The sequence below is a fragment of the Hungatella sp. L36 genome (genome assembly GCF_014288035.1).
This window is the reverse complement of record NZ_JACOPC010000005.1, coordinates 335017-359756: the sequence shown is the minus strand read 5'-3', so window position 1 is coordinate 359756 and position 24740 is coordinate 335017. Positions and strand designations below refer to the sequence as shown.

24 protein-coding genes are annotated in these 24740 nt (G+C 40.3%); 20 read left to right on the top strand and 4 right to left on the bottom strand.

The features are described 5' to 3' along the window. Positions 1–277: 277 nt before the first annotated feature. The 18 genes from H8S80_RS15260 (at position 278) to H8S80_RS15175 (ending at position 16144) form a co-directional block, all read left to right on the top strand. Positions 278–511 (top strand): hypothetical protein, encoded by a 234-nt coding sequence (locus H8S80_RS15260; protein WP_243272820.1) that lies wholly within the window; start codon positions 278–280, stop codon positions 509–511. Between the two features lie 12 nt (positions 512–523). Then, positions 524–1255, top strand: a complete 732-nt coding sequence (locus H8S80_RS15255; RefSeq protein ID WP_006775503.1) for a hypothetical protein — start codon at positions 524–526, stop codon at positions 1253–1255. A 121-nt stretch (positions 1256–1376) separates the two neighbouring features. Next, positions 1377–1631, top strand: a complete 255-nt coding sequence (locus H8S80_RS15250; RefSeq protein WP_002602380.1) for a UPF0175 family protein — start codon at positions 1377–1379, stop codon at positions 1629–1631. Continuing rightward, positions 1624–2121, top strand: a complete 498-nt coding sequence (locus H8S80_RS15245; protein WP_006775504.1) for a PIN domain-containing protein — start codon at positions 1624–1626, stop codon at positions 2119–2121. The genes H8S80_RS15250 and H8S80_RS15245 overlap by 8 nt, the downstream gene beginning before the upstream one ends. 635 nt (positions 2122–2756) lie before the next feature. Continuing rightward, the gene (gene ltrA / locus H8S80_RS15240; protein ID WP_181988017.1) at positions 2757–4148 is read left to right on the top strand and encodes a group II intron reverse transcriptase/maturase; all 1392 of its coding nucleotides are present in this window, start codon (positions 2757–2759) and stop codon (positions 4146–4148) included. 116 nt (positions 4149–4264) lie between these two features. Beyond that, entirely contained in the window at positions 4265–4564 is a 300-nt protein-coding gene (locus H8S80_RS15235) for a helix-turn-helix domain-containing protein (protein ID WP_039892437.1), read from the top strand. Then, entirely contained in the window at positions 4561–5412 is an 852-nt protein-coding gene (locus H8S80_RS15230) for a DUF5688 family protein (protein WP_006775510.1), read from the top strand. Before H8S80_RS15235 ends, H8S80_RS15230 begins: the two co-directional genes overlap by 4 nt. A gap of 29 nt (positions 5413–5441) precedes the next feature. Further along, positions 5442–5810: a hypothetical protein gene (locus tag H8S80_RS15225; RefSeq protein WP_006775511.1), complete on the top strand. Its 369-nt coding sequence runs from the start codon at positions 5442–5444 to the stop codon at positions 5808–5810. A 166-nt stretch (positions 5811–5976) separates the two neighbouring features. Further along, a complete protein-coding gene (locus tag H8S80_RS15220) occupies positions 5977–6858 on the top strand; it encodes a phosphoadenosine phosphosulfate reductase family protein (RefSeq protein ID WP_006775512.1) in 882 nt (293 codons plus the stop codon). 106 nt (positions 6859–6964) lie between these two features. Next, positions 6965–7750 carry a hypothetical protein gene (locus tag H8S80_RS15215; RefSeq protein WP_006775513.1) on the top strand — a complete coding sequence of 262 codons (786 nt, stop codon included), beginning with the start codon at positions 6965–6967 and terminating at the stop codon, positions 7748–7750. 11 nt (positions 7751–7761) lie between these two features. Further along, entirely contained in the window at positions 7762–8181 is a 420-nt protein-coding gene (locus H8S80_RS15210; RefSeq protein ID WP_006775514.1) for a hypothetical protein, read from the top strand. Positions 8182–8237: 56 nt separating this feature from the next. Then, positions 8238–8981 carry a Cas9 inhibitor AcrIIA9 family protein gene (locus tag H8S80_RS15205; protein ID WP_117632901.1) on the top strand — a complete coding sequence of 248 codons (744 nt, stop codon included), beginning with the start codon at positions 8238–8240 and terminating at the stop codon, positions 8979–8981. A 13-nt stretch (positions 8982–8994) separates the two neighbouring features. Next, positions 8995–9555, top strand: coding sequence for a DUF7666 domain-containing protein (locus H8S80_RS15200; RefSeq protein WP_039892441.1), 561 nt, complete (start codon positions 8995–8997; stop codon positions 9553–9555). Between the two features lie 5 nt (positions 9556–9560). After that, positions 9561–11765 (top strand): PcfJ domain-containing protein, encoded by a 2205-nt coding sequence (locus H8S80_RS15195; RefSeq protein WP_117632902.1) that lies wholly within the window; start codon positions 9561–9563, stop codon positions 11763–11765. A gap of 21 nt (positions 11766–11786) precedes the next feature. Beyond that, the gene (locus H8S80_RS15190; protein WP_006775578.1) at positions 11787–12581 is read left to right on the top strand and encodes a hypothetical protein; all 795 of its coding nucleotides are present in this window, start codon (positions 11787–11789) and stop codon (positions 12579–12581) included. Positions 12582–12661: 80 nt separating this feature from the next. Further along, a complete protein-coding gene (locus H8S80_RS15185) occupies positions 12662–12988 on the top strand; it encodes a hypothetical protein (protein ID WP_006775577.1) in 327 nt (108 codons plus the stop codon). 82 nt (positions 12989–13070) lie between these two features. Further along, entirely contained in the window at positions 13071–13988 is a 918-nt protein-coding gene (locus tag H8S80_RS15180) for a DUF5688 family protein (RefSeq protein ID WP_117632903.1), read from the top strand. Positions 13989–14119: 131 nt separating this feature from the next. Beyond that, entirely contained in the window at positions 14120–16144 is a 2025-nt protein-coding gene (locus H8S80_RS15175; RefSeq protein WP_117632904.1) for an NERD domain-containing protein, read from the top strand. Between the two features lie 396 nt (positions 16145–16540). Here H8S80_RS15175 and H8S80_RS15170 read toward each other — a convergent pair whose 3' ends face one another. The 4 genes from H8S80_RS15170 to H8S80_RS15155 all read right to left on the bottom strand — a co-directional run bounded on the left by H8S80_RS15170 (position 16541) and on the right by H8S80_RS15155 (position 21176). Beyond that, positions 16541–18433 (bottom strand): VTT domain-containing protein, encoded by a 1893-nt coding sequence (locus H8S80_RS15170; protein WP_006775574.1) that lies wholly within the window; start codon positions 18431–18433, stop codon positions 16541–16543. Beyond that, positions 18414–19517 (bottom strand): hypothetical protein, encoded by a 1104-nt coding sequence (locus H8S80_RS15165; protein WP_006775573.1) that lies wholly within the window; start codon positions 19515–19517, stop codon positions 18414–18416. The genes H8S80_RS15170 and H8S80_RS15165 overlap by 20 nt, the downstream gene beginning before the upstream one ends. Next, entirely contained in the window at positions 19514–20428 is a 915-nt protein-coding gene (locus tag H8S80_RS15160) for a DUF4097 family beta strand repeat-containing protein (protein ID WP_039892478.1), read from the bottom strand. The genes H8S80_RS15165 and H8S80_RS15160 overlap by 4 nt, the downstream gene beginning before the upstream one ends. Before the next feature lie 85 nt (positions 20429–20513). Beyond that, a complete protein-coding gene (locus H8S80_RS15155) occupies positions 20514–21176 on the bottom strand; it encodes a TetR/AcrR family transcriptional regulator (RefSeq protein WP_039892475.1) in 663 nt (220 codons plus the stop codon). 991 nt (positions 21177–22167) lie between these two features. Here H8S80_RS15155 and H8S80_RS15145 point away from each other — a divergent pair. Together H8S80_RS15145 and H8S80_RS15140 are read left to right on the top strand one after the other, a co-directional pair. Beyond that, entirely contained in the window at positions 22168–23361 is a 1194-nt protein-coding gene (locus H8S80_RS15145; protein ID WP_006775569.1) for a site-specific integrase, read from the top strand. Continuing rightward, entirely contained in the window at positions 23358–24641 is a 1284-nt protein-coding gene (locus H8S80_RS15140; RefSeq protein WP_006775568.1) for a tyrosine-type recombinase/integrase, read from the top strand. Before H8S80_RS15145 ends, H8S80_RS15140 begins: the two co-directional genes overlap by 4 nt. Positions 24642–24740: the final 99 nt, after the last annotated feature.

The following is a 24740-nucleotide window of genomic DNA, read 5'->3' as shown; positions in this document are numbered from 1 at the left end:
GGAAATAGAAAAGGAACGTCATTTTAGGCGTTCCATAGTCTATAAAATATTCAATTTTTTTCTTGTTTCAATACTGATGTGCTGTACCATATCTTTGCATATCTAGGAAAACTGGCGTATCAAGGCTCATTCGTTGGTAGTAAATAAGTAGTAAATTGATGAGTTTGTTTCCTTGAAAATGCTGATAGATACTGTATTTTAGCGGATAATCAGATTTTTATTGTGTTTTTATACGCAAAAACTGCTAAACCGGCCAGAGGATATAAAAATATTATTAATGATTTCCGATGGACAGCCTTATGCCCAAGGATATAAAGGCGAAATTGCAAAAGCAGATTTGCAAGAAGCCAAATATAGCCTGGAAAAAAGAGGAGTTAAGTTGTTTTCCGCAGCAATCGGTGATGACCGTAAGATGATTGAGGAAATATACAAAGATGGATTTCTGAATATTGCAGATTTCAATACAATGCCAGTCAAACTGGCAGGTCTCATCGCCCGGTTCATCAGATAGAGGAGGAGACATATGGCAGAAAGGGAAGAACGGGACTGGTCTAACGTAGTATCCGGTCAGATTGCAGTGTATAAAACAGATAAGGCATTGTTAGAGCTCATGGATAATTTAAAACCAGCGTCATATTTATTTCCGGCTCATATCCATGCGTCCGGAGACGTGTCAGAAGTTGGGGAAAGGTCCTTAATCCGTCTTAATATGCTGGATTACAGCAAAGGAACAGGGGATAATACAGTGAGTGTCTATGCCAATATCAGCCCAGAAGAAGCTAAATACATATACTCGGCGCTCTTTAATCATCTGTGGGAATTTGATTATCCCCAGGAAAAGATTTTTGGTAATCCAGATAAGGAGGGTTACAGTATTGTCACAAAACTTAATATTGTCCGGTATGATACTGATTCCCAGGGGAATAAACGTAATTACCCATGGTTTGTAGAAATACAAAACGGACGCGGCATTGCAATGAAAAATTCCAATGGTGGCCGGTATTGTAAAAGGAACAGTTATATCTGTGACAAGAAAGCCAGTCTGTACATCAATGATAAAGACCTGTTTATCCTATTTTGCAAGACAGACGCTTATATACGCGCATTTGAGATGGAGTATGCATTTCGGGAAAACAGGATCGGAAACTTTACCAGCTTGTATGGTCTTTTAAAGAATGAGATACAGGGAGCAGCCGACAGACTGCTCACTTGTATCCATAGGGAAGATGAGGAACCTATGAAAAAGGCAGGATGATTTAGTTCTAAAGACCCAGGCTAAAGACCCTGTAAAAGTTGTTTGCTTGAATAAGAAGGGCAGATGTGATATATTAGATTTGTAAAAGCATAAATTGTCTGGAACAGAAAGGAGGGCTTCTATGTGCCAGATCTCAATCCGCATACCGGATGCAGTTATGTATGATACACATATGAGTGAGGAGGAGGCCGCTGCATTTGCCAGATGTATGGTAGCAGTAGGATATTATACGCAGAATAATGTGTCCATAGGATACTGTGCCCAGATAGCCGGTATGACAGAAGAAGAATTTATTAAATATCTGGGAAAGCGGAAGGTCAGTATTTTCCAGTTTGACAATAAAGCAGAGTTTTTGGAGGAACTGGAGAATGCGTAGAGTGATTGTAAATTCCACCCCCATCATTGTACTTTGTAATATTGGATTATTGGATATACTGAAGGCGCTCTATGCAGAGATTTGTATCCCGGAGGCTGTGTACCGTGAGGTGACAGAGAAAGACGATTCGGCATGTCAGGTATTAAAGACTGCATTGAATTGGATACATGTGGAAAAAATCGCAAACCAGTCAGATAAAAAGATGTATAAGGCGAAGCTTCACGATGGAGAAGTGGAAGTCATGATTCTGGCCCAGGAGGGGACAGCGGACGATTTAGTCGTGATAGATGACAATGCTGCTAAAAAAACAGCAAAATATCTCGGTCTAAAAGTTACCGGAACAATCGGAGTCCTTTTGAAAGCCAAGAGAGAGGGGATTATCCCGGAGATTGCTTCCGTTCTCGAAAAAATGAAAAAGAACGGATTTTATATCAGCGAAAGCCTGGAACAGCTGGTACTGGAACAGGCAGGAGAACGACACAATATATAGTGCAATGAAGTTGACAAAAACTATATATGGTGGTAAAATGAGTGGGAAAGCTGATTTATGTAATCCAAAGATTACAAATGTTTTTTGTTCCGGTGTTTAACTGGAAGCATGATTTTTGAAGTAACAGAATAAGAGCAGCTATTGTGCTGCGGGAATGAAGAGACATCAAAAGGAATTGTTTTGGTGTCTCTTTTTTTGTGTGCGCCCGGCGGCGCACGTTTCTAACCGGTGCAAGTCCGGAATCCGCCCGGTGGTGGGAAGGATATAGCCGAAGGCAAGGGTGTCCATCGTGAGGTGGAATCTGAAGGAAGCTGGATATGGGGAACATACTAACCCATGGGCAAATCTCTGGTCTGACGAACAGAAATCACATCAGGCTATACATGAGGGTAAGACTGCACAACAAGTCAAAGCCCAATAACTACACGGAATCATGTATGGTAAATGTGGCAGATAGATGGAGAGAAAGAAACGTGTGGTACCCGGGGAGGTCTGTGCGGAATGTCCTGAAAGGGATAACCACTATCGTGAGATAGTGCTGAACGTACAGAAGTCAGCCGAGGTCGTAGTAGTCGAGAGATGAAGGACCGAATCAACAGGAGTCTTTAGTACAACCGGGAAAGGAGGAAAGAACATTGGGTACAGAAAACAAAGATAGCTGCTCACAAAGAGACAGCGCGGAACGTGAAGGGTATGTGAGAGCGCACCGTTCTTTCCGCCGGATATGGAAGGAAAGAGACAGTGCACAGCTGGAACTCTTAGAGAAGATACTGAATAAGGACAACTTAAACAGAGCTTTTAAGAGAGTAAAGGCGAATAAGGGAGCGCCGGGAATCGACGGAATGACCGTAGAGGAAACAGGTGACTACCTGAGGGAAAATCAAAAGGAACTGATAGAGAGAATCAAAAGGGGAAAATACACCCCCGACCCAGTAAGACGAGTAGAGATTCCCAAGCCAGAGGGAGGAGTGCGAAAGTTGGGCATTCCAACCGTGAAAGACCGTATCTTCCAGCAAGCCATAGGACAGCAGTTAATGCCAGTCTATGAGGCGCTGTTCTCGGAGAACAGCTATGGGTATCGGCCGGGAAGAAGCGCCAGGGACGCCATTTTAAAGGTAAAAGAGTATGCAGAACAGGGATACACCCATGCCGTTGCATTGGACCTGTCGAAATACTTTGATACTCTGAACCAAGAAATGCTATTAAATATCCTGCGCAGAGATGTAAAGGATGAAAGGGTTATCCAATGGATAAAGAGATACCTAAAGAGTGGTGTCATGGAAAACGGTGTAGTCATGGAGACAGAGGAAGGATCGCCGCAAGGAGGAAATCTATCCCCGCTGCTGGCAAATGTCTATCTGAACGAGTTCGACCAGGAGTACGAGAAACGAGGAGTGGCTTTTGTACGTTACGCAGATGATATAGTATTGTTAGCTAAAAGTGAGAGAGCCGCAAAGAGACTTCTGGAAACAAGCACGAAATATCTGGAAGGGACGCTGAAATTGCAGGTGAACCAGAAGAAAAGCCGTGTAGTAAGTGTATTTGCAATCCGAAATTTTAAGTTCCCTGGCTTCACATTGGGAAAGAACGGAAAGGGCATTTATGTCCGGGTTCATGGGAAGTCATGGAAGAAAATGAAGTCAAAACTGAAAGACCTTAGTTCTCGAAGGTCTGTTCAGAGCATACGCCCATCGTTAGAAAAGATAAAGGTGTATATGCGGGGCTGGCTGAATTATTATGGAGTAGCAGATATGAAGAACCGAATAGAGGGACTGAACCAATGGCTATATCACAGAATCCGAATGTGTATATGGAAACAATGGAAGAAACCGAAAACGAAGGTGAAGAACCTGCTGAAAATGGGAGTGCCGAAAGAATTGGCATGGAAGGCAGGGAACAGCCGAAGAGGCTATTGGTTTACCACACAAACGGTAGCGGTAAATATGGCAATGACAAAAGAAAGACTGATAAACAGTGGCTATTATGATTTAGCCACAGCCTATCAGTCCGTGCACGTCAACTGTTGAAACCGCCGTGTACCGAACGGTATGCACGGTGGTGTGAGAGGACGGGAGTTAATCACTCCCTCCTACTCGATTTGCAGAAAGGAGGAAGAAGCCAGAAGGCGGAAAGGAGGGAGCGGATGAGAGATTCTTACAATCCGGAGGGATATCATTGCCTTATCATTGCAATCTTAATGGGAGTCAATGCAAGGGAGGCCCGGTTTCTGTATGAACATGGCCTGAATAATCCGATTTCCCAAAAAATCTTAAAAAAGAAGCATCCCAAAATTGTGCGGGTGTCAACAAGAAAGGAGAGAAAAGAAGTTATACAGCAACTGAGAAGCGAGGGTTACAGTATAGAGGCTATCGCAGATATTTTAAACTGTGACCATTCCACTGTGAAACGAAATTCTAAATTGAAAAGGAGATTCACATCATGATGACATTAGAAAAATTTGCCGAAGCTGTCAGCTCTGAAGTAGCCAAAAGATTAGGGGCCGGTTTCCATGTGCATGTTCTGAAACCGGTTATCAACAATGGCATAGTCCAGACACAGTTGTGCATTGAAAAAGAGGGGCAGCAGTTTCGCCCCTCTATTCACTTGAAAGATTTTTTTGAGTGTTACAAAAAAGGAACAGGGCTTCAAGCGATTATTGATGAGATTCTGGAATGCTATGCATCGGCGCCAGATATACCGGCTGGTATGCAGGAGATTGTAAATGATATGAGTTTTGAGAAAATCAAAGACAAAATCATGTGTAAACTGGTAAATACCCACGACAACGCTTCTATGCTGGAGAACATCCCAAACATACCATATCTGGATTTATCCATTATATTTTTATTATTATGTGAAGAAACAGAAGAAATAGCAGCAACCTTAATGATAACAAATAAGCATTTGAACTATTGGTCTGTGGACAAAGAGGAATTGTATCAGAGAGCATTGGTCAATATGGTAAATAAGTATCCACCAGTGCTTATGAAAATAACGGACATGATGTATGTGTTAACAAACCGGATTCACTTTTGTGGTGCCGAAGTCTTACTCTATCCCGGGCTCATGAGATACTGTGAATTACATGTGGGAAAGGATTTCTTAATCATTCCTTATAGTGTAGATGAAGTGATTCTGTTTCCGACCCTGGGTGTCGAGGATGCTGTAGTTTCTCAGGAACTGGCGGATTTGATACAGTCCATTAATGCAGAGGAAGTTCCGGCAGATGAACGGTTATCCAATCATGCATATAGATATTGTTCCGCTGAGGATAAGGTTATATGCATTTAAGGTGACTTTCATTAGGATAGGAGAGGTTTATGCATATTCATAAATTTGCAGATATCGCCTCGTTTGCAGAGATTGGGGTTGGAGGGAATCTTCCGGCAACAGAAGAGTACCGGGAATTCATCAAAAAGCTCCACCCTACACAGTTCCTGACAGGACGGCTGACAGCTCCGTTATACGAAGTAGAGTATTCCTATGTAACTGTGCGGGGAAATTACCGAAAGGCTTATAAATATATCCTGCTGCGTTTGGAGCATGATGATCTGGACCTGGAGATTGAAATGATATTCTCAGACTGGGTAGAGGAATTAAACCGTAAATGTCCATACCGGCGTATTTTAAATGCACAAATTCTTAAAATAAAGCCCATAGCGTATGCAACAATCCCATTTGAAATCTAAAAAGGTCCCATTCCCTCATTTCCCGGAGAAAACTCCTGGTTGCCGTTAAAGGCCAGGTTATTGCGGACCGAGGCCTTGAAAGAAGAGCGGTTAGCGGCGTAAAAAGACACACCGGAAAGAATGGCTTTTCCGTCAATAGCAGAATAATTGCGAAGGACGGGAGAGAATGGAACAATACAGACTTTTTGATGATTTTTCAGATAAGGTAAAACGGGCAATCCAGTTGTTTCAGATGTTTGAAGATGCTGCGGTCCGGTATCATAAGGATGGTTATTACCTTGCCTTCAGCGGCGGAAAAGACAGTGTTGTGCTTTATGTGCTTGCAAAGATGGCTCATGTGAAGTTTCAGGCACATTATCATTTGACAACAGTAGATCCTCCGGAGCTGGTGTGGTTTATACGGGAGGCATTTCCAGATGTCAAGGTTGAGTATCCGGAGCTGACCATGTGGGATTTGATTGTCAAGAAGCAGATGCCGCCGCTGCGTACAGCACGCTACTGTTGTGAAGTGCTGAAAGAAGGAGGGGGCGAGGGAGCCTTTACGGTGACCGGAGTCCGCTGGGAAGAAAGCAGGAAAAGAGCCAACCGGGATTTCTTAGAGATTCATAAGAAGAAAGGGGCTATTTATCTAAATTGTGATAACGAGGAAGATCGTAGAAAATTAGAAATATGCAGCTTGAAGGGAAAAAGAATATTAAATCCCATCATCGACTGGACAGAGGAGGACATCTGGTACTTTATCCGTAAGTATCAGGTGCCTTATTGCTGTCTGTATGACCAAGGCTTTTGTAGGATTGGGTGCATCGGTTGCCCTCTGGCAAGCATAAGAAGCCGGGAACGGGAATTTGAGCGATATCCCAAGTACCGCGATGCTTACATACGAGCTTTTGACCGTATGGTAAAGGCGCGTACCGCCAGTGGTAAATCTAAGGGAAACTGGAAGGATGGTGAGAGTGTGTTCCGCTGGTGGATGTATGGAAATGAAAAAACAGATAAACAGGTTGCAGGTCAGATGGAGCTAAAGGATTTTATCGACATGGCGGCTTAGTCACTTCACTGGGTTCGTAAAAGGCATCAATGAGTGGAGTAAAACGTATTGCACGTAAGCACCCAATACGGCCGTAATGTACGTATAACGAAAGAAGGAGGACCAAATGAAAAAACAATCGTGTAGGAACTGCCACAATATTGATCTGAATAAAAAAGAGGAAACAGAAGGAAGGCTGAGTGGACGCTACCGTTATGGCTGCACCGTACAAAGAAGTGGGTTTATATGCGGCTTTATTATCAGCGATGAGAAACTGGAAGCATTGGTATGCCCAAACTGGAAAGGAGGGAAGATGGAGGAGGCAGACTATAAAAGGTTGGCGGACGAATTTGGGAAAAGGCTTCAAATTCTGTATGACCGGTGGAATATGTGGAAAATAAGGGGATGCCCGGAGGCGGATGTGCCTGACGGAGAATATTTAAATCGACTTCGCAGTGGAATAGAAGCAATGATGAGGCAGATTGAGAATACCTTCGTTGAGGCAGATTACCCAGAATGTTATTATGCTCCGCTTCCTCCGGTTATGGATGTGGATTACATGGCGAATTGCCAGCAAATTAAAGAAACCGCAATTCGTGCGCTTGAAGAATACCGAAATAATAAGGATTATTTATGGTTAGCAGACCATATCCAACATTTGGATAATGAGGACAAAGAAAACAGTGAGGCTTACCGTCTCTTGTGTCATGTACAAAGTTTGGAAGAAGCGATTTGCGAAGATGCCTACTTGCAGATGAAGAGAGTGAGCTTCCAGGAAAGCCTGTATGATGACATGGCTAACTGTAAAAGGCGTATTTTGAAAAGAAAGTGCCGGCCATCAAATAGGAAATCGAAAAAAAATAGCCCGCAGATTGTTGGTCAGTTAAGAATCGGTGATTTGAAGGCTTCATAAGGAGGAAAAGAATGGACCATCTTATGTTAGTAAAAAATCTGTTCAATGATATGTTTGTGTTTCTTAATGGTACTCAACCGCTGCCTTTAGAATCGCTGGATGATGTCTACCAGGGGGAACCACTATTTCTGGCGCTGATTGGAGGTTTGGACCAGGCACTTTTGGTTGATTATAATAGCGCAATGCAGGAAAGCTATGGATTCTATAAGAAGTATTGCGGCAGAGAACTTACTGAAGAGGAATGGGAACAAGTGGTAGAAGAAATCCAGATGTTCATTGATAAATGGAACAATAGCTGGTGTAAGGGAATGATTTTGGCGTTATTGGCGTTGATGGAACAGGAAGAGGACGAGCGGAAAGGAGAAGGAAAGATGGAGCAGGCAGAAAGTTCCGGAGATGAAGAGTTGGATAGCATGGATAATGCTGCATAAAGTCAGTATAGCCGGGGAATGGTGAATTCTCCGGCTGAATTTAAAGGAGTATGACAATGATAGAAAAATTATATAAAAAGGTTAAGAATATTCAAGATTTTAACGAGACAGCCAGTAAGTTGCGTCAAATGGGACTAAAGGATGAGCTTAAAAATCTTGCCGGGAAATATAAGGTTCCTGAAGTGGACTTGAAAGAGTTCCTCTCTGGAAAGCGGTATTTCCTGATAGACGGAGGAGAGACGCAGAAAGATTATATGTCAGCCCGGAGTAAGCTGTTGGATGAAATGTTTAATCTGAATGATCCTCAATTTACGGATGTTATCGGCAACTATCTCATAAGGTGCTGTGATAAAAGCGATTTTGCTGACCTGGTGCTCCAGAAACACAAGACACTGCAGCGGTGTGTTGAGTCAATCATGAGTCGGGCGTATGAAATGGTAAGCGATGAGGTGAAAAAAAGTGGCCGATATGCAAACATGGCTGTTTTGGAAGACAAAGTTTTTGAATGGGTACGGGATTATTATTTAACGGATGACCGCGAAAAGGAGGCCGAGAGAAGAACGGAAGCAGAAGAGGCTTTCCACAAACGATTGTCGGCGCAGATGAATACTCCGAAGGGAAACAAAAACAAAACCGCTAAGAAACGCAACGCTTCCAAGAAAAATAAAGCAGGTGGAGCAAACAGCAATGCATCTGAGAAGGAAGGAAAACATTCTTCAGCCAAGACGGAGGCGGCTGACCAGAATAAAGACCAGATTGAGGGCCAGGTTTCTCTGTTTGAGAACGGCCTGGCTGAATAAGGAGGAAATGACCATGTTGATTGCATTTAAGGGCTTTGATAAGGATTTAACTTGTACAAACCACGGTAATACATACCAATATCGATTAGGCGTGTGGAATGAGGAGGATAAAGCAAATTGCGGAATAAATGGAATGCATTGTGCTGAAAACCCATTGGACTGCTTATCCTACTATCCGGACTGGGACAGGGCAGTGTATTACATGGTTGTCGCTGATGGTGATATTGACGAGGATGCATATGACAGCAAAATTAGCTGCACCCGGTTGAGGCTTATAAAGAAACTGGACAAAGGAGAATTTGTGGCTCATAGCTTAAAATATCTTTTTGATCATCCATTTAGAAAAAATAATCACCTTGTGTGTCTGAATCAAGGCGTGGCAAAAAACGGTATTGTGATTGTCAGAGGAGAGAATCCTGTTGCCAAAGGCGCAATAGGAGATGTTCTGGGATTTGCAAAGGAAGTGAGAAGCCAGTCCGAGATTACAGAGATAGGAATACATGCTGTGGATGGAAAAGAGATTCTTCCAGATACTTGGTATAGCATCAATGGAAAAATAAGAAAGGCAGGATAAGAGTCATGAAGAAAATAAGACTGAAAAAGCTGGGACATCTGTATGCAACAGATGAAATGCTTTGTATGGCAGAACAGGATATACCGGAGAATAAAAAGATTGGGTGGCAAAGAGTTGAGCCTGTCTTCCAGCGAGAGGTATATCTGCAGAGTAAAATTTGTGACGGTATTTTGATGGTTGCTATCTATTTGGCGAGGGATTTACGGCTGGGAAGTAAAAAACCATTATATGAAATTTTCATTGATAAGAGTAAAAGAGAGTATCTCACTTGGGATACAGTAAAGGGAAAGTGGCGGACCGCGTGTGTGGAGGCTCTTGAATTTCCGCATTATTACAGTTATTCATGTGCCTACATAACACCAGAAGAAGACATTAGATTGGCTGAATATCTGGGAGTTACCCAGAAAGGTATGAAAGGTATCTACCAGTACCAGCAGTCCATCCTGGAGGAGCGTCTGGAGAATAGATATAAAAAAGAGACATCTCTATGGGAGGCGGCGATGAAGTTGGTCCCCGATGTTCCAAAAGATTGGCTTCGCTGGGTAAACAGACATGGATTGAATGAGAATTTTATATTTTATGACTATTCAAAAAATGTGAAAGAGGGGTTTTGTACCTGGTGCGAGAAAATAGTACCAGTGAAGAAAGCCAGACATAATACATATGGTACCTGTATATGCTGCGGGCATCGTATCCAGTATAAAGCTAAGGGAAAAGCAGGGAGGCTTTGTACAAAAGAAGAACAGGTTTATTTACCGCAAAAGTACGGTGATGGTCTTATAATCCGGCAGTTTACAGCACAACGATTTTATCAGAAAGGGGAGTATAAAACACCAAAAATAATGTGTAATGAAACCGGAAGAGTTATTTATGATAAGAATCTAACAGACACACAGTATTACTATGGCAGGTATAAACAAAGAGGATACCGCTGGATTAAAGGCTATCCCAGTTACTCGTTTTTTTATGGATACAACGATTATAAACTAAACCATGCTGGTGCTGTGTATAAACGTACAGTACCAGCACTGTCCCGCCATATATTAAACAGGACAGGTCTGCCGCAGTTGATATCTACCGGATACAAAATAAGTCCGAATGATTATCTTAGCGGCCTGGCTGAGGCCCCGTATCTGGAACGCTTTATCAAGGCAGGACTAAAACACCTTACGCTGGATGCACTCAAGGGTCGGATTGAGGTGTCAGAATCCCATAGTTTGGCAAAGTCGCTAGGAATAGACGGAAACCGTTTGGGACGGTTGCGGAATAATGATGGGGGCGAATTGTTTCTTATATGGATGCGGTATGAAAAGAAAAAACGCAAAAATATCGTGGATTCAGTAATTTGCTATTTTGAAGAACAGGATATCCGACCGGAGAATATAAAATTCATCCAGGATAGAATGAGTGAATTAAGAATATGCAATTATCTGAAACGTCAGTATGCATTAACTAACCGACCTCCCCTGGAACTTCTATCTACCTGGCAGGATTATCTCAATATGTCAAAACGGCTGAAACGTGATATCACATTGGAAATATTCTATAAGCCCAAAAATCTGGTTGAAAGTCATGATGAAGTTCTCCAGTTGTGTGAAGATAAAAACATAACGCTTCAGGCAGTTGATATCGCAAAAGTATATCCGGACGTGGATGCAATCTGCGAGTCCATCAAAGAAAAGTATGAGTATAGAGATCAGAAGTATGTTCTTCTTATTCCAAATCGGATTGAGGATATTATACAGGAGGGCAGGGCACTCAGGCATTGTATACGATTCAGCGATGACTATTATGAACGGATACAGAGAAGGGAAAGCTATATTGCATTTTTGAGAAAAGCAGATCAGCCAGAGAAGGCATTCTATACATTGGAGTTTGAACCGGACGGGACTGTCCGTCAAAAGCGTACAAGCGGTGACCGACAAAATGTAGATTTTAATCAGGCTGTCAGCTTTATAAAAAAATGGCAGAAGGCAATCCAGCCACGATTAACAGAGGAGGATTACCGGCTGGCCAAAGTAAGCGCAAGTCTCCGTGTAGAAGAATTTAAAGAACTGCGGAAGAAAAATGCGAAAGTATGGCATGGTCATCTTGCGGGCATGCCTTTAGCTGATGTTCTGGAAGCTGATTTGATGGAAGTTTCTTTGTGTATGGAGGATGCAGGGGTAACGGAAGCAGACGGTCAGAATGGCGAACTTGTGGCCGCATAAAATCAAGGAGGGATACGACAAATGAAACAGAAGCTTTACTATATTAAGAATGAAACAGCGGAAAAAGCGATTTATAAGAATTTTGAGAATCAGAGGTTTTCAGTGATAGAAAAAGACAGCGAACCTCCAATGGTACTATCGTTTTTCGATGATAAAAATGTGACTGATGAATATGAGTATGTTTATATTCCACGCGAGATGTCTAAAAAAGAGGTTGAAGGTCGTTTTGAAGTGGAGAAGCAATGCCCTATGTGTGGAACCGTTACAAGTATTTATCTTACAGATGAGGACATGGATAAATACAGCTGGTACAGCAACTCGCGTTTTAATCGTAGGGGAAGCGGCCTGCCGGCTCCGCATATCCAAAACTTATTTCCGGACCGAACAGAAGAAGAACGGGAATTAATGATGTCAGGGTACTGCTATTGGTGCCAGGAATTGATTTTTGGAGAGGATGAGTTTCTTCTAATGACAGAAGCAGAATTTTCGATGGAGCCAGACCACCTCATTGCATATAACCGTGCAGACCATGATGGATATCAGTGGTGGAATAAGTGGTTTCCACAAAAGGGTACGGATGGAAACCAGTACATGGTGCAGGAAATGAATAAATTCTCTGCGTATATTTTGGAGGAACAGCTTGGCAAGGGCATTTCCGACATTCCGAAACTTGGAGCGTATTATGGAGCAGAGCCATCTGAAGACAAGGAATATCACTTGTACTGCGAGGGAACATATTGTAATTTTCATGTGAAGCTTATAAATAGGAAGAGAAGCTACAATGTGTACATATATGTTTACGAAACAGAAGAGTAAATAAAAAATAGGCAGGAAGCCGCCGGGACATATGATATCTGGCGGCTTCCGTACCATTTCTTATAAGAAGAGGATATGGGATGAGAGACTATATTAACAGAAATATCAGGATAGATGGAAGATTGATTCCCTATCCGGTGTATACATCTTGGGAATATTTTGAGTTGCATGATGGGATTGAAGATGTGGAAGATTTTGTAGATTCAAATCCTGCGATAGAAGAATTAGTGACTCAGATTTTAGCGTTAAAACAGAGTTGTTTTCTTTTGCGTCATACAACACATAGCTGCCAAAGCTTAAGCGACAGTTTGTTTTCCCTAAAACTTAAACTTATTAAAGAGCTCAAAGAGAAATATAATTATAATTTTGATGATGTATGGATGGAAAATCTCATAGGCAGGATTTGATACCATAATGACATTGTTCCGTAGTTATTATACAAATATGAAAAAAGATAGTTGCCCATAGTGGCATGAAATGGAGGCTTATATGAAATATGAAGAATTTATTGCGGCGCTTTGCCAGAAAATACGCGAAGTAACAAAAGGATGGAATGGAACGAGTATAGAATTTAGGACAACACCACAGAACAATGGGAGAACCTTGGATTTACTGGTGGTGAGCAAGCAAGGAAAAAAAATGAATGGAACTTACGAATTGAGTTTCCATACACAGGAATTATATGAAGCACTTGCATTTGACAAAATGGATTTGAAACATATTTTGAGAATAGTGGAAAGTAAACTGAGACAGGCTGGGGAAGTTGGAAAAATCAGCCCGCTGGAAGTCGCTGATGATTATGAGCAGATACGAAGTCACCTGATTATTCGACCGATTAATTATGTAAAACATATGGAAAAGTTAAAAGACGGTATGTACGATTTAATTGGTGACATTGCTTTGACTGTCTATATTCATATTGGCTTTGTTAATGGAGCCTATGTAAGCAGTGCTGTGAGTTCCGAGTACCTGGAGATATGGAATAAAGGAAAAGAAGAGGTAATAAAAGAAGCATTTACGAATACATATAATTTATTTCCGCCAATTATGTTGACAGGTCTTGAGGCATATTCTGTTATGGATACCGATATATTTCAAAAGGATGCTGGATATGATATGGTTGGGGTTACAAATGAAGTCATATTCAATGGAGCAGTTTCAATTTTCCTTCCTGGAGTAGCAAAAAAATTAAGTGATATCTTAGGGGAAGATTTATATATTGTATTCCTTAACTATGATTATGCAGTTATTCATCCTGTCAGCATTATACGGCCAGAGGAGATTCGCAGTTTAATAGCTAGCGTTAATTCTGATAGTCCGGATGAAGAAGGATTTTTGTCGGATATGATATTCACATACAGACGCGATTCTGATAAAATGGAAGTAGTGAAAGAAGTTTATAGTTAGGTAAAGTTTTCTGTATGATATAGCAGTGTATGTATGAGAGTATATACACTGCTGTATTTTTATTTCGGTATATTGTATAATGGGGTTAGATGATTAGATGGCTGAAATTGTAATTTAAAAGGTGGTTTAAAATGGACATTAAGGAACTATACAACATATATCAAGGAAATCCGGAGAAATTTAAAAAGATTGTATTGTATCGCAACCTTCTTGGCTCGCCAATTTCATATAATTACAAAGATTCAGATTTAGAATCTTTAGTACAGATGATAATGTCAATGGATGAAAAATATGAAACAGACTTTGGATTTATGATGATGGAACTGGGGTTGGCTTATGAGGCTATTTATAGTAACATGAAAAATAATAATGCTGCCAGAGAAAAGACGGAATTTATGAATTATCCATTGGATTATCAATTGAGGGCATTAATTTCGTTTTTTGAGGATCAGCATAAACTTGGTATTGAGTTGAATAACATAGATGGTAAAAAGCCAATCACAGGGATAAAGCATTTGGTTGCAAATGTAGAATCTGAAATCTATCCTGGTATGAGATATTCAACATCACAGAATAGCGAAAATCTAATAGAGCTGATAGATTATTCAATTCCTTATTTATATTATTATGACAGTAATTTTGAAAAACCTTGCGATAATCTAACATATGAGCAATGTTTGCAATGTCCGGATATTATGAAGTTCGTTCATCATTCAAATTTTTGTGAATTAATAAACGGATTATGGTCCCTTTATATATATAAGGATTACTCGGTTAAACTTGGAAAAACGGATACAGATGATGATATTACAGTTTTTGTGCCCAATTCCAATGAAGCGAGCCTGATTGATTTTGTTGCAGGAATACGCAGAGAGGCCAGAAGATTTCAAAATAGTATTGATTTATTGATATCAAATCAAAATAGAATAATTAATGGGAATAAGTTTATAATACGCCTTGCCAAGAAAATAAAGTTGGATTTGTGGAAGAGCATTTTTGAACTGGAATTGGAGGTCTACTTGCGTTGTAATTTATCTGCTAACTGCACAATGAAAATTATAAAGCAGACGGATATTTTTCCAGCCTATTTAAGGCAAACGTTACCATATGGTGAATTGAATGACTTCCTTGAAGTGCATGAATTTTTGGTGACAATGAGCGAAATTTATTCAAATATCTTAAATCATAATTGGGAAGAGATTGAACATGATCGGTTTAATTATCTATGTCCAGTAGTTGATATTGATTTGCTAATTAAAAGTTTTTCACGATTATATGGCAAGAGTTTAAATACAGCAGCTAAGCTGGTGGAGTGGTTTATATATTATCCGCAACGCGGGAAAGAGGGCGATTTATTCTCAAAACCGTTGGTTCAAATAAGTGGTAAAAGGATTTTATTTGCCCCTAATTTGATTCGGCAAATTAATATCACCCGAATGCTTGAGCAGATTATGCTGGATTATAAAATAAAGCGGGCGGCAATTGGAGATGAGTATGAATCCTATTTAAGAAATAAATTGTCGCAGTCTTCCTTATGGAATGTCTATGCAGATAAAATAGAATTTAAATCCTCTATAGGAAATACAGATTTTGATGTTATAGCTTTATTTGATAATCATGTTGTGATAATTGAAATAAAGCATCTGGTGACCCCCTATGATCCCAAACGTTACTATGAAGACCGCCAAGAGATAAAGAAGGCCATAAAACAGCTTAAACTAAGAAAGCAAGTTTTATTAAGGGATTGGGCCTTGATTAGAGATATAACCAATGGATTTCTTCCTCCTGAACCTTATCCGGAAGAACGGATTATTCAATTGGTCTGCACGAATATAGATAGCTTTACATCGCTGGAAATTGATGGCATAAGAATTGTTGATGAGTCCGTTCTAATCAGGTTTTTTTCTGACAATGGCCAGTATGTAAAGATATGGAGTGGATCGAAGATTTATAAAAAGGAGAAAATATGGGAAAATAGCCAACCAACCATCGATGATTTCAAAAGATATATTGCTTCTCCGACTGCGGTTAAATGGTATAGGGAGGTTGTAAAAAGAAAAAATATAACAATACCAAGATATGGAGAAGGAGAATATCTTGGCACGGTAAATTATATTTTAGATGAAGATATAGTGAAATTTGATAGACAGATATAAAGCCCAGCCTATGTTTTGCAGATGATAGCGCTGGGGGATATAAGCACCAGAATCTGTTTCCATGAGGGGGCGTAGGAAGCATATTGCTTCTGGCCACACTAATCAGAAGTGCCCCTATTGTAAAACGCCGCCTTGTTTTTTGGGATGGCGTTGTTGGTAAGGTTGGCAGCTCTTTTTTCGGTATGCTCTTGTAAATGGAGGGATTACTATATTAAAATCAACTAATACAGTCTGAGCAGAGCGTCTATCTTTTGTCCTTGACACCGCCGTGTCCTAAAAAGGGCAACTTTAACACACCCTCCGTACTCTAATTTTTCAAAAAGAAAACGGTGGCTTTAATTTATCAAAGCCACCGACTAACTGGCTATCCCTTAGTCGCCAGCGTTTGATAGTTATTTAGTTCATGTTCACCCATTCTAAAATTTCGTTCTTGACTTCATCTAAAATGTTCTGCCCGGTCATACTGTCCTCATTTTGACCTATTAAAGTGCAGTTTAGCGTACACACGTTTTGAAATGTGCTTATAGATAATTGAAAATCAGGTGGTAATCGGTACGCCCCCGTTGTATAGCAGCTTTTAATTTTGCAGCCCTCAAAGAACAGTTTTGTATGATTTATTCTTCCGAAGTTCGTATAAGAAACAGGGAATAATCGGTAAGCCCATTTAATAATCTGTGCCATAACAGGGGGCGGTATTTTGTGAAACAAATAGTCTAACGGGCGTATACCCACAAAACAACGATAACGTGATTTTTGCAGTTGCATTTCTATATGAACTTGCAATAAGGTTTCGTGGAAAGAGTGCTGCGGCTTAATTTCAACAACTATCTTTCTATAAATACCCGTCATGTTTGCTATGCTCAATTTATCCGACATAGACGAAAATCCACGCAAGTCTGCCGGACAGGGAATAACAATGGTATGTATCTTATGCAAACGGGATATTACACGGGCATAAGCTGTAATAAATATGTCATTGAGCGTTACATTTTGTTTTTTACTTTTGCTATAAAGAACTGAAAAGTCTTTAGGGCCAATACGGCTACGCAAACAGAAATACAGTTTCCCGTTGCTGTCCGCCCTTAAAGGTGGAACGGTAATGTGCCGTTGTCGCCATGTCTGTTCCGTTGGTCGCCCAATATGGACATTCCTCAAAACAGGCGAAATATCTCTGCTATTCTCCAATGGAAAAGAGGGTGGCTGTCCGTTATAAAGGGAAGCCAACAAGTATAGATATTGCAAAAACCCCTCGCCGTCAGTCAGAATGTGGCTCATGCCGATTGTTATTTCATTTTCATCACCATTCATCACAATTTGCAACTGTGGTTTTTTGCCTAAATCCCATTGTAGCAGGACAGAGGCGCGGCTAATGATATCGTCCACGGTAAAGCCTTTATCAATAAAGCGTCCTCTTGTAAAATCGTAGGTGTAGAGGATTTCCGGCACATATTGACAGGATCGGGCGATAGCAGACCGCAAACGGCTTATATCTAAATTTCCCTCAACTTCCATGTGGCAATACATAAGAGGATATACTTTGTGTCCGTGTGCTGCTTCGACAAAATCCAAGCTCTCACATTTTGCTGTTAACCTTTTCTCTTTGTTTGCCCTGCTTTGACAGAAACGGATTACTCGTTCCTTAAAGCCAATCCCAACTATCCCGATAATCCCCGTGACTAAAAATACAATCAGAGAAACTTTCCATTCCCCCTGCCGCATAGTTGAGCCAATAATTGTTGAGGAAAGGACAGAGGGAATACGGGCAAACGTGGATATGCCTATAAATTTCCAAACACTCATATCTGTTACGCCGACAATGTAAGTAAGCATATCTTTGGGCGTTCCGGGTATTAAAAACAGAATGAACGTCACCATTGAACATTTCCGGCTGTCTTGCAGCCATTTCCACCCCTGCACTTTTTCCTTGCTGAACAAGCTATAAAAAAGCGGCTTTCCGTACCGTTTGGATAGGGCGAATATAATTGTTGAAGCTATCATACACCCGGACAAGCAGATAAGAAGCCCGCCCACCGTTCCATATAACGCGCCGGAAAAAATCTCTACCGGCTCACCGGGGATAAAGGCAATAACCACTTGTAAAATCTGAATACCCAATACTACAAGGAGGCCCATAACCCTCTTTTTTTCTAATAATGCTTCTATGGCATTCTGAGATTGAGGGTCGGACAGGCGATCAATATAGGGAAATAGTACAACGGTTATTCCTACAATAAGCCCTACAAATAAGATGCAATAAACAATCACTCGCTTACGGGTTTTCTTCTCCATACGCATTATCTCCGTTATCTAAAACAATCCTGTCTACAAATTGTAGCTTTCGGTAATAGTCAAGCTCTATAAAATCTGTTGGTCTGACGTGGGCGGCTTTCTGTTCAAAATAATTCAGCCCTGCAATTTCCAACATGGTATATGTGAATTGTGAACAGAACATAATATTGGGTTTCCGCGAGAATTTGAATACCAATCCAATTAAGTTATAGGCGCTTCCCTCGTTGTTTATTTCCTGTACCTTGTCAAGCATGGTTTTTTTCTGTTGACGGGTCGCCGGAAGTTGATAAAGCATAATTGACGCGCCTGTTTTCTCTGTCAGATGTTCAAGCAGTTCAGGGTTAAGTCCGGGTGGCTTGATTTTTTCGCCGCCGTTATAGCTGATAATCGTCTGCAAATCTCTGTCAAAAGAAAGTGACACATGGTTAAATATCCTGTTGGTAAACAGTCCGATTACTTCACTTGACGCACTTTTTGTCTGTGTAATGACAAGATAAATAAAGCCGTCATTAAAACTTTCAGCAGCTTTTTGAAAATACTCTGCTGTAAGGCTTCCGTTGTTGATGTAAGAAAATGAGCTGTGGCGCGGCAAGTCATGTAAAATTTCCTGCAAATGCTCTTTAGACAATACCTGTCCTGTACTTTTCAGCTTTTCAATTTTAGAAGCTATTTCATTTTTGTTACTCAACAATTCGGAATAGGTCAATGCCGGATATTCACCTAATATGCAAAAGGGAAAACCATTGCGCCTGTAAAAGAATATCTGCTTAATAATAATAGGAATAAAGATAAACAGTATTCCAAGTAATCGGCATAAACAGCCAATTATACCGTTGTCCTCAAATAAATTCCGTAATATAAAGGTATTGAAAAGTATCTGTACTACCATAACAAGTGCATATATAATAATCTGCGCTATTTTTTCCAAAATTGTTGAAGCCGAAAAGATAGCGTAAAAGAGCAGAAACACAAAGGAAAAAATGTATGCAAGGTTATATGCGGTGTAGCCGCCGCCAAAATAAAACGCGATACAGGCTAAAATGACTACACCTAATATCAATATGGGAAAAAGCCGCTGTTTCATTGCGTCACCGTTATATTCCCGTTGTTGGTTTCTGTTTTTACCGTGGCGGTGGGAGTGTTGCCGACAGTTCCACGGGTAGTACGTCCGTCAATGCTGATACTTCCTTGAAATGATGTAGAAACAGAGCCGTTTTTTGTAGTCGCTTCAAACTCAAATTCTAAGTCCTGCGGAAGTGTTAATTCGATACCGCCATTCTTATTGAAAAATGATAGGTCGCCTGTCACTTCTGTATAAGTTACTTTTAGATTGCCGGAATTATTTGACCGATAGCTTCCAGAACCGACAGCGGATTTCACTACAATATCACCACTTGTAGAGGTATAGGTAACAGCTCCGTTAAGCTCCACACAAGTCACTTTACCGCTAGTGGTATCAAGTCTGATTTGTTCGCCTGTTATGTTCCCCAAGTCCAGTTCTCCGCTTGTAGAGGACAGATGAACAATGGAAGCGTTGGCATCGTCTAATTGTACTGTTCCGGCGGTGCTGTCAATACGAAGCGAGTTTAAGTCTAAGGCTAAATCAGACATATCAATGTTGCCGTTAGTTGTTGTAACAGTAAGATTTGCTTGATATTCCTGTGGAAGATATACTTCTATGTACCTAGTAAAATTGCTTTTGAGGAATGGCTTTCCACCCTCGCTAACGTGAATACTTCCGCTGTCTTGCTTCACATCAGCATAATAGCGGCTTTTGTTTTCAGTCATATATTCCTTGATTATTAGCGCGTCATTTTCTGATTGGTAAAAGGTAACGTTTTCTTCATCATAAGAGATAGTTACGTCTGAAATACCGTTTAGATTAAATTGCAGCTCGTTTGCCACTTGTGCAGGAGTAGAGTGTGAGCAGCCCGACAGGGTAAAAAGGCAAGCCGCCATAAGCATACCGTTAATGATTTTTCTTTTCATTTTCATTATGAAAACCTCTCCTTCCTTACTAAATGAATTATTCATTCGTATTGTGGTAAAAAATCAGGGGCAGTTGACTGCCCACTAATTTTTAGGATTTATATGCAGATATAATATTGTCTATGCAGATTTTTTTTGCGAGTTCGGGGGGAATGTCCTGTGTTTCAAAGGACGTGTACCGTATATCCATAGCCCACCATGATAAAATTTCAATAATCAAGGTAGTAGTCAGTTCAAGCTGCTCTAATGGTCGTACCTTGCCGCTTTCAACAAAGGCTGTTAAATATTGTGTCATAGTTTCTAGAAATTTTTTGCGGTACGCTCTGTAATGCTCTGCTAAAAATTTGAAATCAAATTGATTTTTTTCAATGAATAGACAACCAACTGCATATTGAGCAAGAATATCAAAAACGTCGGACACAAGTGTTTCAAGGTCATAATCGGCTGCTTTGTTCACAAGGTGCTTTGCAAAATCACTTCCTATTTTTTCAAATACAGCAATAATATCATTTTCCAAACCGACAAATAAATCATCTGTAATAGGTCTTTCAAAATTTTGATTGATAAATGCCGGGTCTATGGTACATTTTAAGACAAAGTGCATGATTTCCTTTTTCCCGGCAAAATCGAGATAGATTGTACCAACAGATACACCGACAGCTTTTGCAATATGGCTAATCTGTGTTTTAGAATAGCCTTGCTGTAAGAATAAATACGTTGCAGCGTCTGTGATTGACTTTATGCGATCACTCATGTTCCACCCTCCATTTCTTTTGAATGAATTATTCATTTACATAATACCACCTTGATATTTTAATGTCAATTACTGTTCAAATAAATTTCCCAGTCGTCGAGTTTGTCTATGTTGTTCCTTGTATCTATTGTGGTGTATTCAATTATTAAATTAAAATAATCTATTTATTTTTATAAGATTTCTAAATAATCCCATTCTAATCCTATTTATATTATATAAGGTTTATTTTTTGTACATTGAAAATAGCATAGGTTCAGTTGTCCTATAACAAAAACTGAAATCGAGCATACGAGAGATACGCCATAGCAGAAATGCTGCGAAATATATCAAATCAAAATAAGCCCGGGCAGGGGTTTGATGGCTTGTGACGGCCGCATAAGCTGTGCGAGGATGATATCAGTTGGAAACTTGTGGGGACTGCCGCTCACCTAATGAGGGGAGGCTGCGTTAGTATGGAAACATCTGGCGTGGTTTAAGCTGTTTTGCAAACAGATAGGACAACTCCAGATGCCGGGGGACGAGTAAATACGGCATGAAAATTTGCTTTGGAGAAAGCACAACCACCTTAATGAAATGTTATAAGAAGTAAAAAAATTGTGAAATGCTCTTGAGGAAACAAAAGCCAATTTTTTACAATGATTGTAGAGAAACAGACTGTTTTAAAAACTGAGCGGTTTTGTGAAATCAATATAGTATTAGCGATTAGTCTAAGATTGAACCACGTTAGGTGGCATCAATCATGCTCATGGCTAGTTGCCTTTGTAAAGGGGGTGACAGCGATAGAAGTTTTACAGAAAGATAAAAAAGTATATAACGCAGAGGAAATCCAGGAGATTTTAGGGATTGGGAGGAGCAAAACATATACCTTTTTGGACGAGGCGTATAGGAATCAAAAGCCGTTCCGGGTCCTTAAAGTTGGAAAGCTTTTCAGGGTTCCCAAACAATCTTTTGATGACTGGCTAGACGGAATTAGTTAAGGCGGGTGAGATAGTTGAAAAGAAAACCACAGAATAGTGCAGCTTTTTTTGAAAATAATTCATGGTATCACCGTACCAAGATACTTCAGGACGATGGTTCGATAAAGTACAGCAAAAAGGGCGGGTTTGCTACCAGTGAAGAGGCTGATAAGAGCTATAGGCGACACGAAGATGAGTTTAAAAAGGCGTATCGGGCCTATCATCTGGCACATCAAATCAATACAGAAGTCACGCTTAAGGATTATTTGATTTATTGGTTTGAGGAGATATTCTCTCAAAGAATTGAAACAACAACCAGAATGGTAGGCGCATATGCGGTTTATGACTTAATCCTGCCGAATATTGAGTACGACATCAAGGTCCGGTTTGCCAATGCAGAGTATCTTGATGCATTGTTGGAGCGGGTAGCAAAGGTCAGTGCCTCTGCAGGAAATAAAGGGCGGGAGATTCTAAATATGGCAATGAAAGAGGCAGTAATCGGTGGGTATATTAAAACCAATCCGGTTACTGGCACAAAGCCGTATAAGAGACAAAAGCCAAAGATAACAATTCTGAGTAAAGAAAAAATCAAGGTCCTGCTGAAAGCGTCTTCCGAAAATAACTGGTATTTGGAAATATTGTTAGGGCTATTCTGTGGCTTACGAAAAGGCGAGATTCTTGGACTTAAATTCAGTGATTTGGATATGGAGAAAAGGACTGTAACTATCAGAAGGCAGATTGCTTCAGATCCACTTATAAAAAAAGGGAGTGGAAGTAAAATAGACAATTATGGGCTGATTGAACGAGATCCAAAAACACCAAACAGTTTCCGGGTTTTGCGGGTTCCAGCCATAATCATAGAAGAACTGGAAAAACGGAGACGACTTGTGGAGTCCAATAAGGTAGTGTATGCCGGTCAATATGATGACAATGATTATATCAGCTGTCAGAGAAATGGAAAACTACATAGTTTGTCAGCTTTAAATAGCGCTTTAACTGGAATTTGTAGCAAGAATGGCCTTCCGCATATCACGGTACATGGATTAAGGCATATGTATGCAACAATTCTGATTGAGATGGGGGTTCCACTGATTAAGATATCTGCATTACTTGGGCACGGCTCTGTCCACACAACGTTTGAATATTATTGTGATGTAATGGATGAAAACGAGAATATATTGGCATTTATGAATCAAGCATTCGTTCCTGTGGAAAGGAGAGCAGTATGATAATTGATTTGAGCCTTCAGCAGTATGTGGATTGGGAAGTAAAGCCAGTGATTCCTATAAAGGGAAAATTCGGATACCGTGTTGTTTTAAAATACATAGATGGTACTGAAAGAACTCAGCAAAAGTCGGGATTTAAGACAGATAAAGAGGCTAATGCTGCCAGGGATAACACAATAGGTAAATTACATGCTGGAACTTATATTGTATATGAGAATGTTAAAGTAAGTGACTTTTTAGAGTTTTGGCTAAAGGAGGATATATGCAAGAGGGTAAGAAGCGAAGAAACTTATGCTGCTTATTCCAATATCGTGTATAACCACATTATTCCAATCCTTGGAAAGAAAAAGATGTCAGCCGTTAACCGTGGAGATGTTCAAAAGCTGTATAACGACCGTGCAGAATATTCTGTATCGGTCTCAAGGCTGGTTAAAACGGTGATGAATGTCTCTATGAACTATGCTGTAGCGAAAAAAATCATTGCGGAGAATCCGGCAGTTGGTATCAATCTTCCTAAAACGGTAAAGAAGAAGGAATATCATGCCCGCAGTATTGACACACAGAAAACCCTGACAATGGATCAGATTCTGATTCTATTGGAGGCCAGCAGGGACACGCCGATACATATGCAGATCCTGTTTAATGTATTAATGGGACTTCGCAGAAGGGAAATCAACGGTGTGAAATATTCGGATATTGACTATATTAACCGAACACTAAAGCTTCGCCGGCAGTTGGGGAAGAAAATCAACACAAAAAAAGAAGACTTTCCACCTAAAACCTTTACGAAACAGGAACTTGGATTGAAGACCCCATCGAGCTATCGTGATATTCCGATACCAGATTATGTGTTTGAGGCGATTCTGCAACAGAGGGAGGTGTATGAGAGAAATAAGAGTCGCAGGAGAAGCCAGTTTCAGGATTCAGGATATGTTTGCTGCTCTAACTACGGGAAACCGCGAAGCAAGGATTTCCATTGGAAATATTATAAAAAACTATTAGCGGATAACAACCTGCCGGATATAAAGTGGCATCATTTACGCAGTACCTTCTGCACACTGCTTTTGAAAAATAATTTTAATCCCAAAGCAGTATCCAAATTAATGGGACATGCAACGGAGCTAATCACTTTAGATGTATATGGTGATAACCGGGAAATTATTGCTGACTGTGTAGATGAAATTCAGCCGTTCATAGATGAGGTGCTTCCGATAAAGGAGGTAGACAAGCAGTTTGAGGAAGAACTGTTGGAAATCGAAGTTCCGGCAGAAGATTATGTTTAAAAATTAAGGGCAGTAGTAGTTTCAATCAAATATCAATTTGGTTCTCAAAATGAAACAAGGCGCAGGGGAAAGAACAAATGTTCCTACTTGCGCCTATAC

Excerpts from the sequence above, each read along its gene's own strand:
- H8S80_RS15170 (WP_006775574.1), bottom strand. The coding sequence starts at position 18,433 with ATGGAGAAGAAAACCCGTAAGCGAGTGATTGTTTATTGCATCTTATTT.
- H8S80_RS15225 (WP_006775511.1), top strand. The coding sequence starts at position 5,442 with ATGCATATTCATAAATTTGCAGATATCGCCTCGTTTGCAGAGATTGGG.
- H8S80_RS15220 (WP_006775512.1), top strand. The coding sequence starts at position 5,977 with ATGGAACAATACAGACTTTTTGATGATTTTTCAGATAAGGTAAAACGG.
- H8S80_RS15215 (WP_006775513.1), top strand. The coding sequence starts at position 6,965 with ATGAAAAAACAATCGTGTAGGAACTGCCACAATATTGATCTGAATAAA.
- H8S80_RS15230 (WP_006775510.1), top strand. The coding sequence starts at position 4,561 with ATGATGACATTAGAAAAATTTGCCGAAGCTGTCAGCTCTGAAGTAGCC.
- H8S80_RS15160 (WP_039892478.1), bottom strand. The coding sequence starts at position 20,428 with ATGAAAATGAAAAGAAAAATCATTAACGGTATGCTTATGGCGGCTTGC.
- H8S80_RS15245 (WP_006775504.1), top strand. The coding sequence starts at position 1,624 with ATGCGTAGAGTGATTGTAAATTCCACCCCCATCATTGTACTTTGTAAT.
- H8S80_RS15250 (WP_002602380.1), top strand. The coding sequence starts at position 1,377 with ATGTGCCAGATCTCAATCCGCATACCGGATGCAGTTATGTATGATACA.
- H8S80_RS15200 (WP_039892441.1), top strand. The coding sequence starts at position 8,995 with ATGTTGATTGCATTTAAGGGCTTTGATAAGGATTTAACTTGTACAAAC.
- H8S80_RS15175 (WP_117632904.1), top strand. The coding sequence starts at position 14,120 with ATGGACATTAAGGAACTATACAACATATATCAAGGAAATCCGGAGAAA.
- H8S80_RS15255 (WP_006775503.1), top strand. The coding sequence starts at position 524 with ATGGCAGAAAGGGAAGAACGGGACTGGTCTAACGTAGTATCCGGTCAG.
- H8S80_RS15185 (WP_006775577.1), top strand. The coding sequence starts at position 12,662 with ATGAGAGACTATATTAACAGAAATATCAGGATAGATGGAAGATTGATT.
- H8S80_RS15235 (WP_039892437.1), top strand. The coding sequence starts at position 4,265 with ATGAGAGATTCTTACAATCCGGAGGGATATCATTGCCTTATCATTGCA.
- H8S80_RS15210 (WP_006775514.1), top strand. The coding sequence starts at position 7,762 with ATGGACCATCTTATGTTAGTAAAAAATCTGTTCAATGATATGTTTGTG.
- H8S80_RS15195 (WP_117632902.1), top strand. The coding sequence starts at position 9,561 with ATGAAGAAAATAAGACTGAAAAAGCTGGGACATCTGTATGCAACAGAT.
- H8S80_RS15205 (WP_117632901.1), top strand. The coding sequence starts at position 8,238 with ATGATAGAAAAATTATATAAAAAGGTTAAGAATATTCAAGATTTTAAC.
- H8S80_RS15155 (WP_039892475.1), bottom strand. The coding sequence starts at position 21,176 with ATGAGTGATCGCATAAAGTCAATCACAGACGCTGCAACGTATTTATTC.
- H8S80_RS15190 (WP_006775578.1), top strand. The coding sequence starts at position 11,787 with ATGAAACAGAAGCTTTACTATATTAAGAATGAAACAGCGGAAAAAGCG.
- H8S80_RS15180 (WP_117632903.1), top strand. The coding sequence starts at position 13,071 with ATGAAATATGAAGAATTTATTGCGGCGCTTTGCCAGAAAATACGCGAA.
- H8S80_RS15260 (WP_243272820.1), top strand. The coding sequence starts at position 278 with ATGATTTCCGATGGACAGCCTTATGCCCAAGGATATAAAGGCGAAATT.
- H8S80_RS15140 (WP_006775568.1), top strand. The coding sequence starts at position 23,358 with ATGATAATTGATTTGAGCCTTCAGCAGTATGTGGATTGGGAAGTAAAG.
- H8S80_RS15165 (WP_006775573.1), bottom strand. The coding sequence starts at position 19,517 with ATGAAACAGCGGCTTTTTCCCATATTGATATTAGGTGTAGTCATTTTA.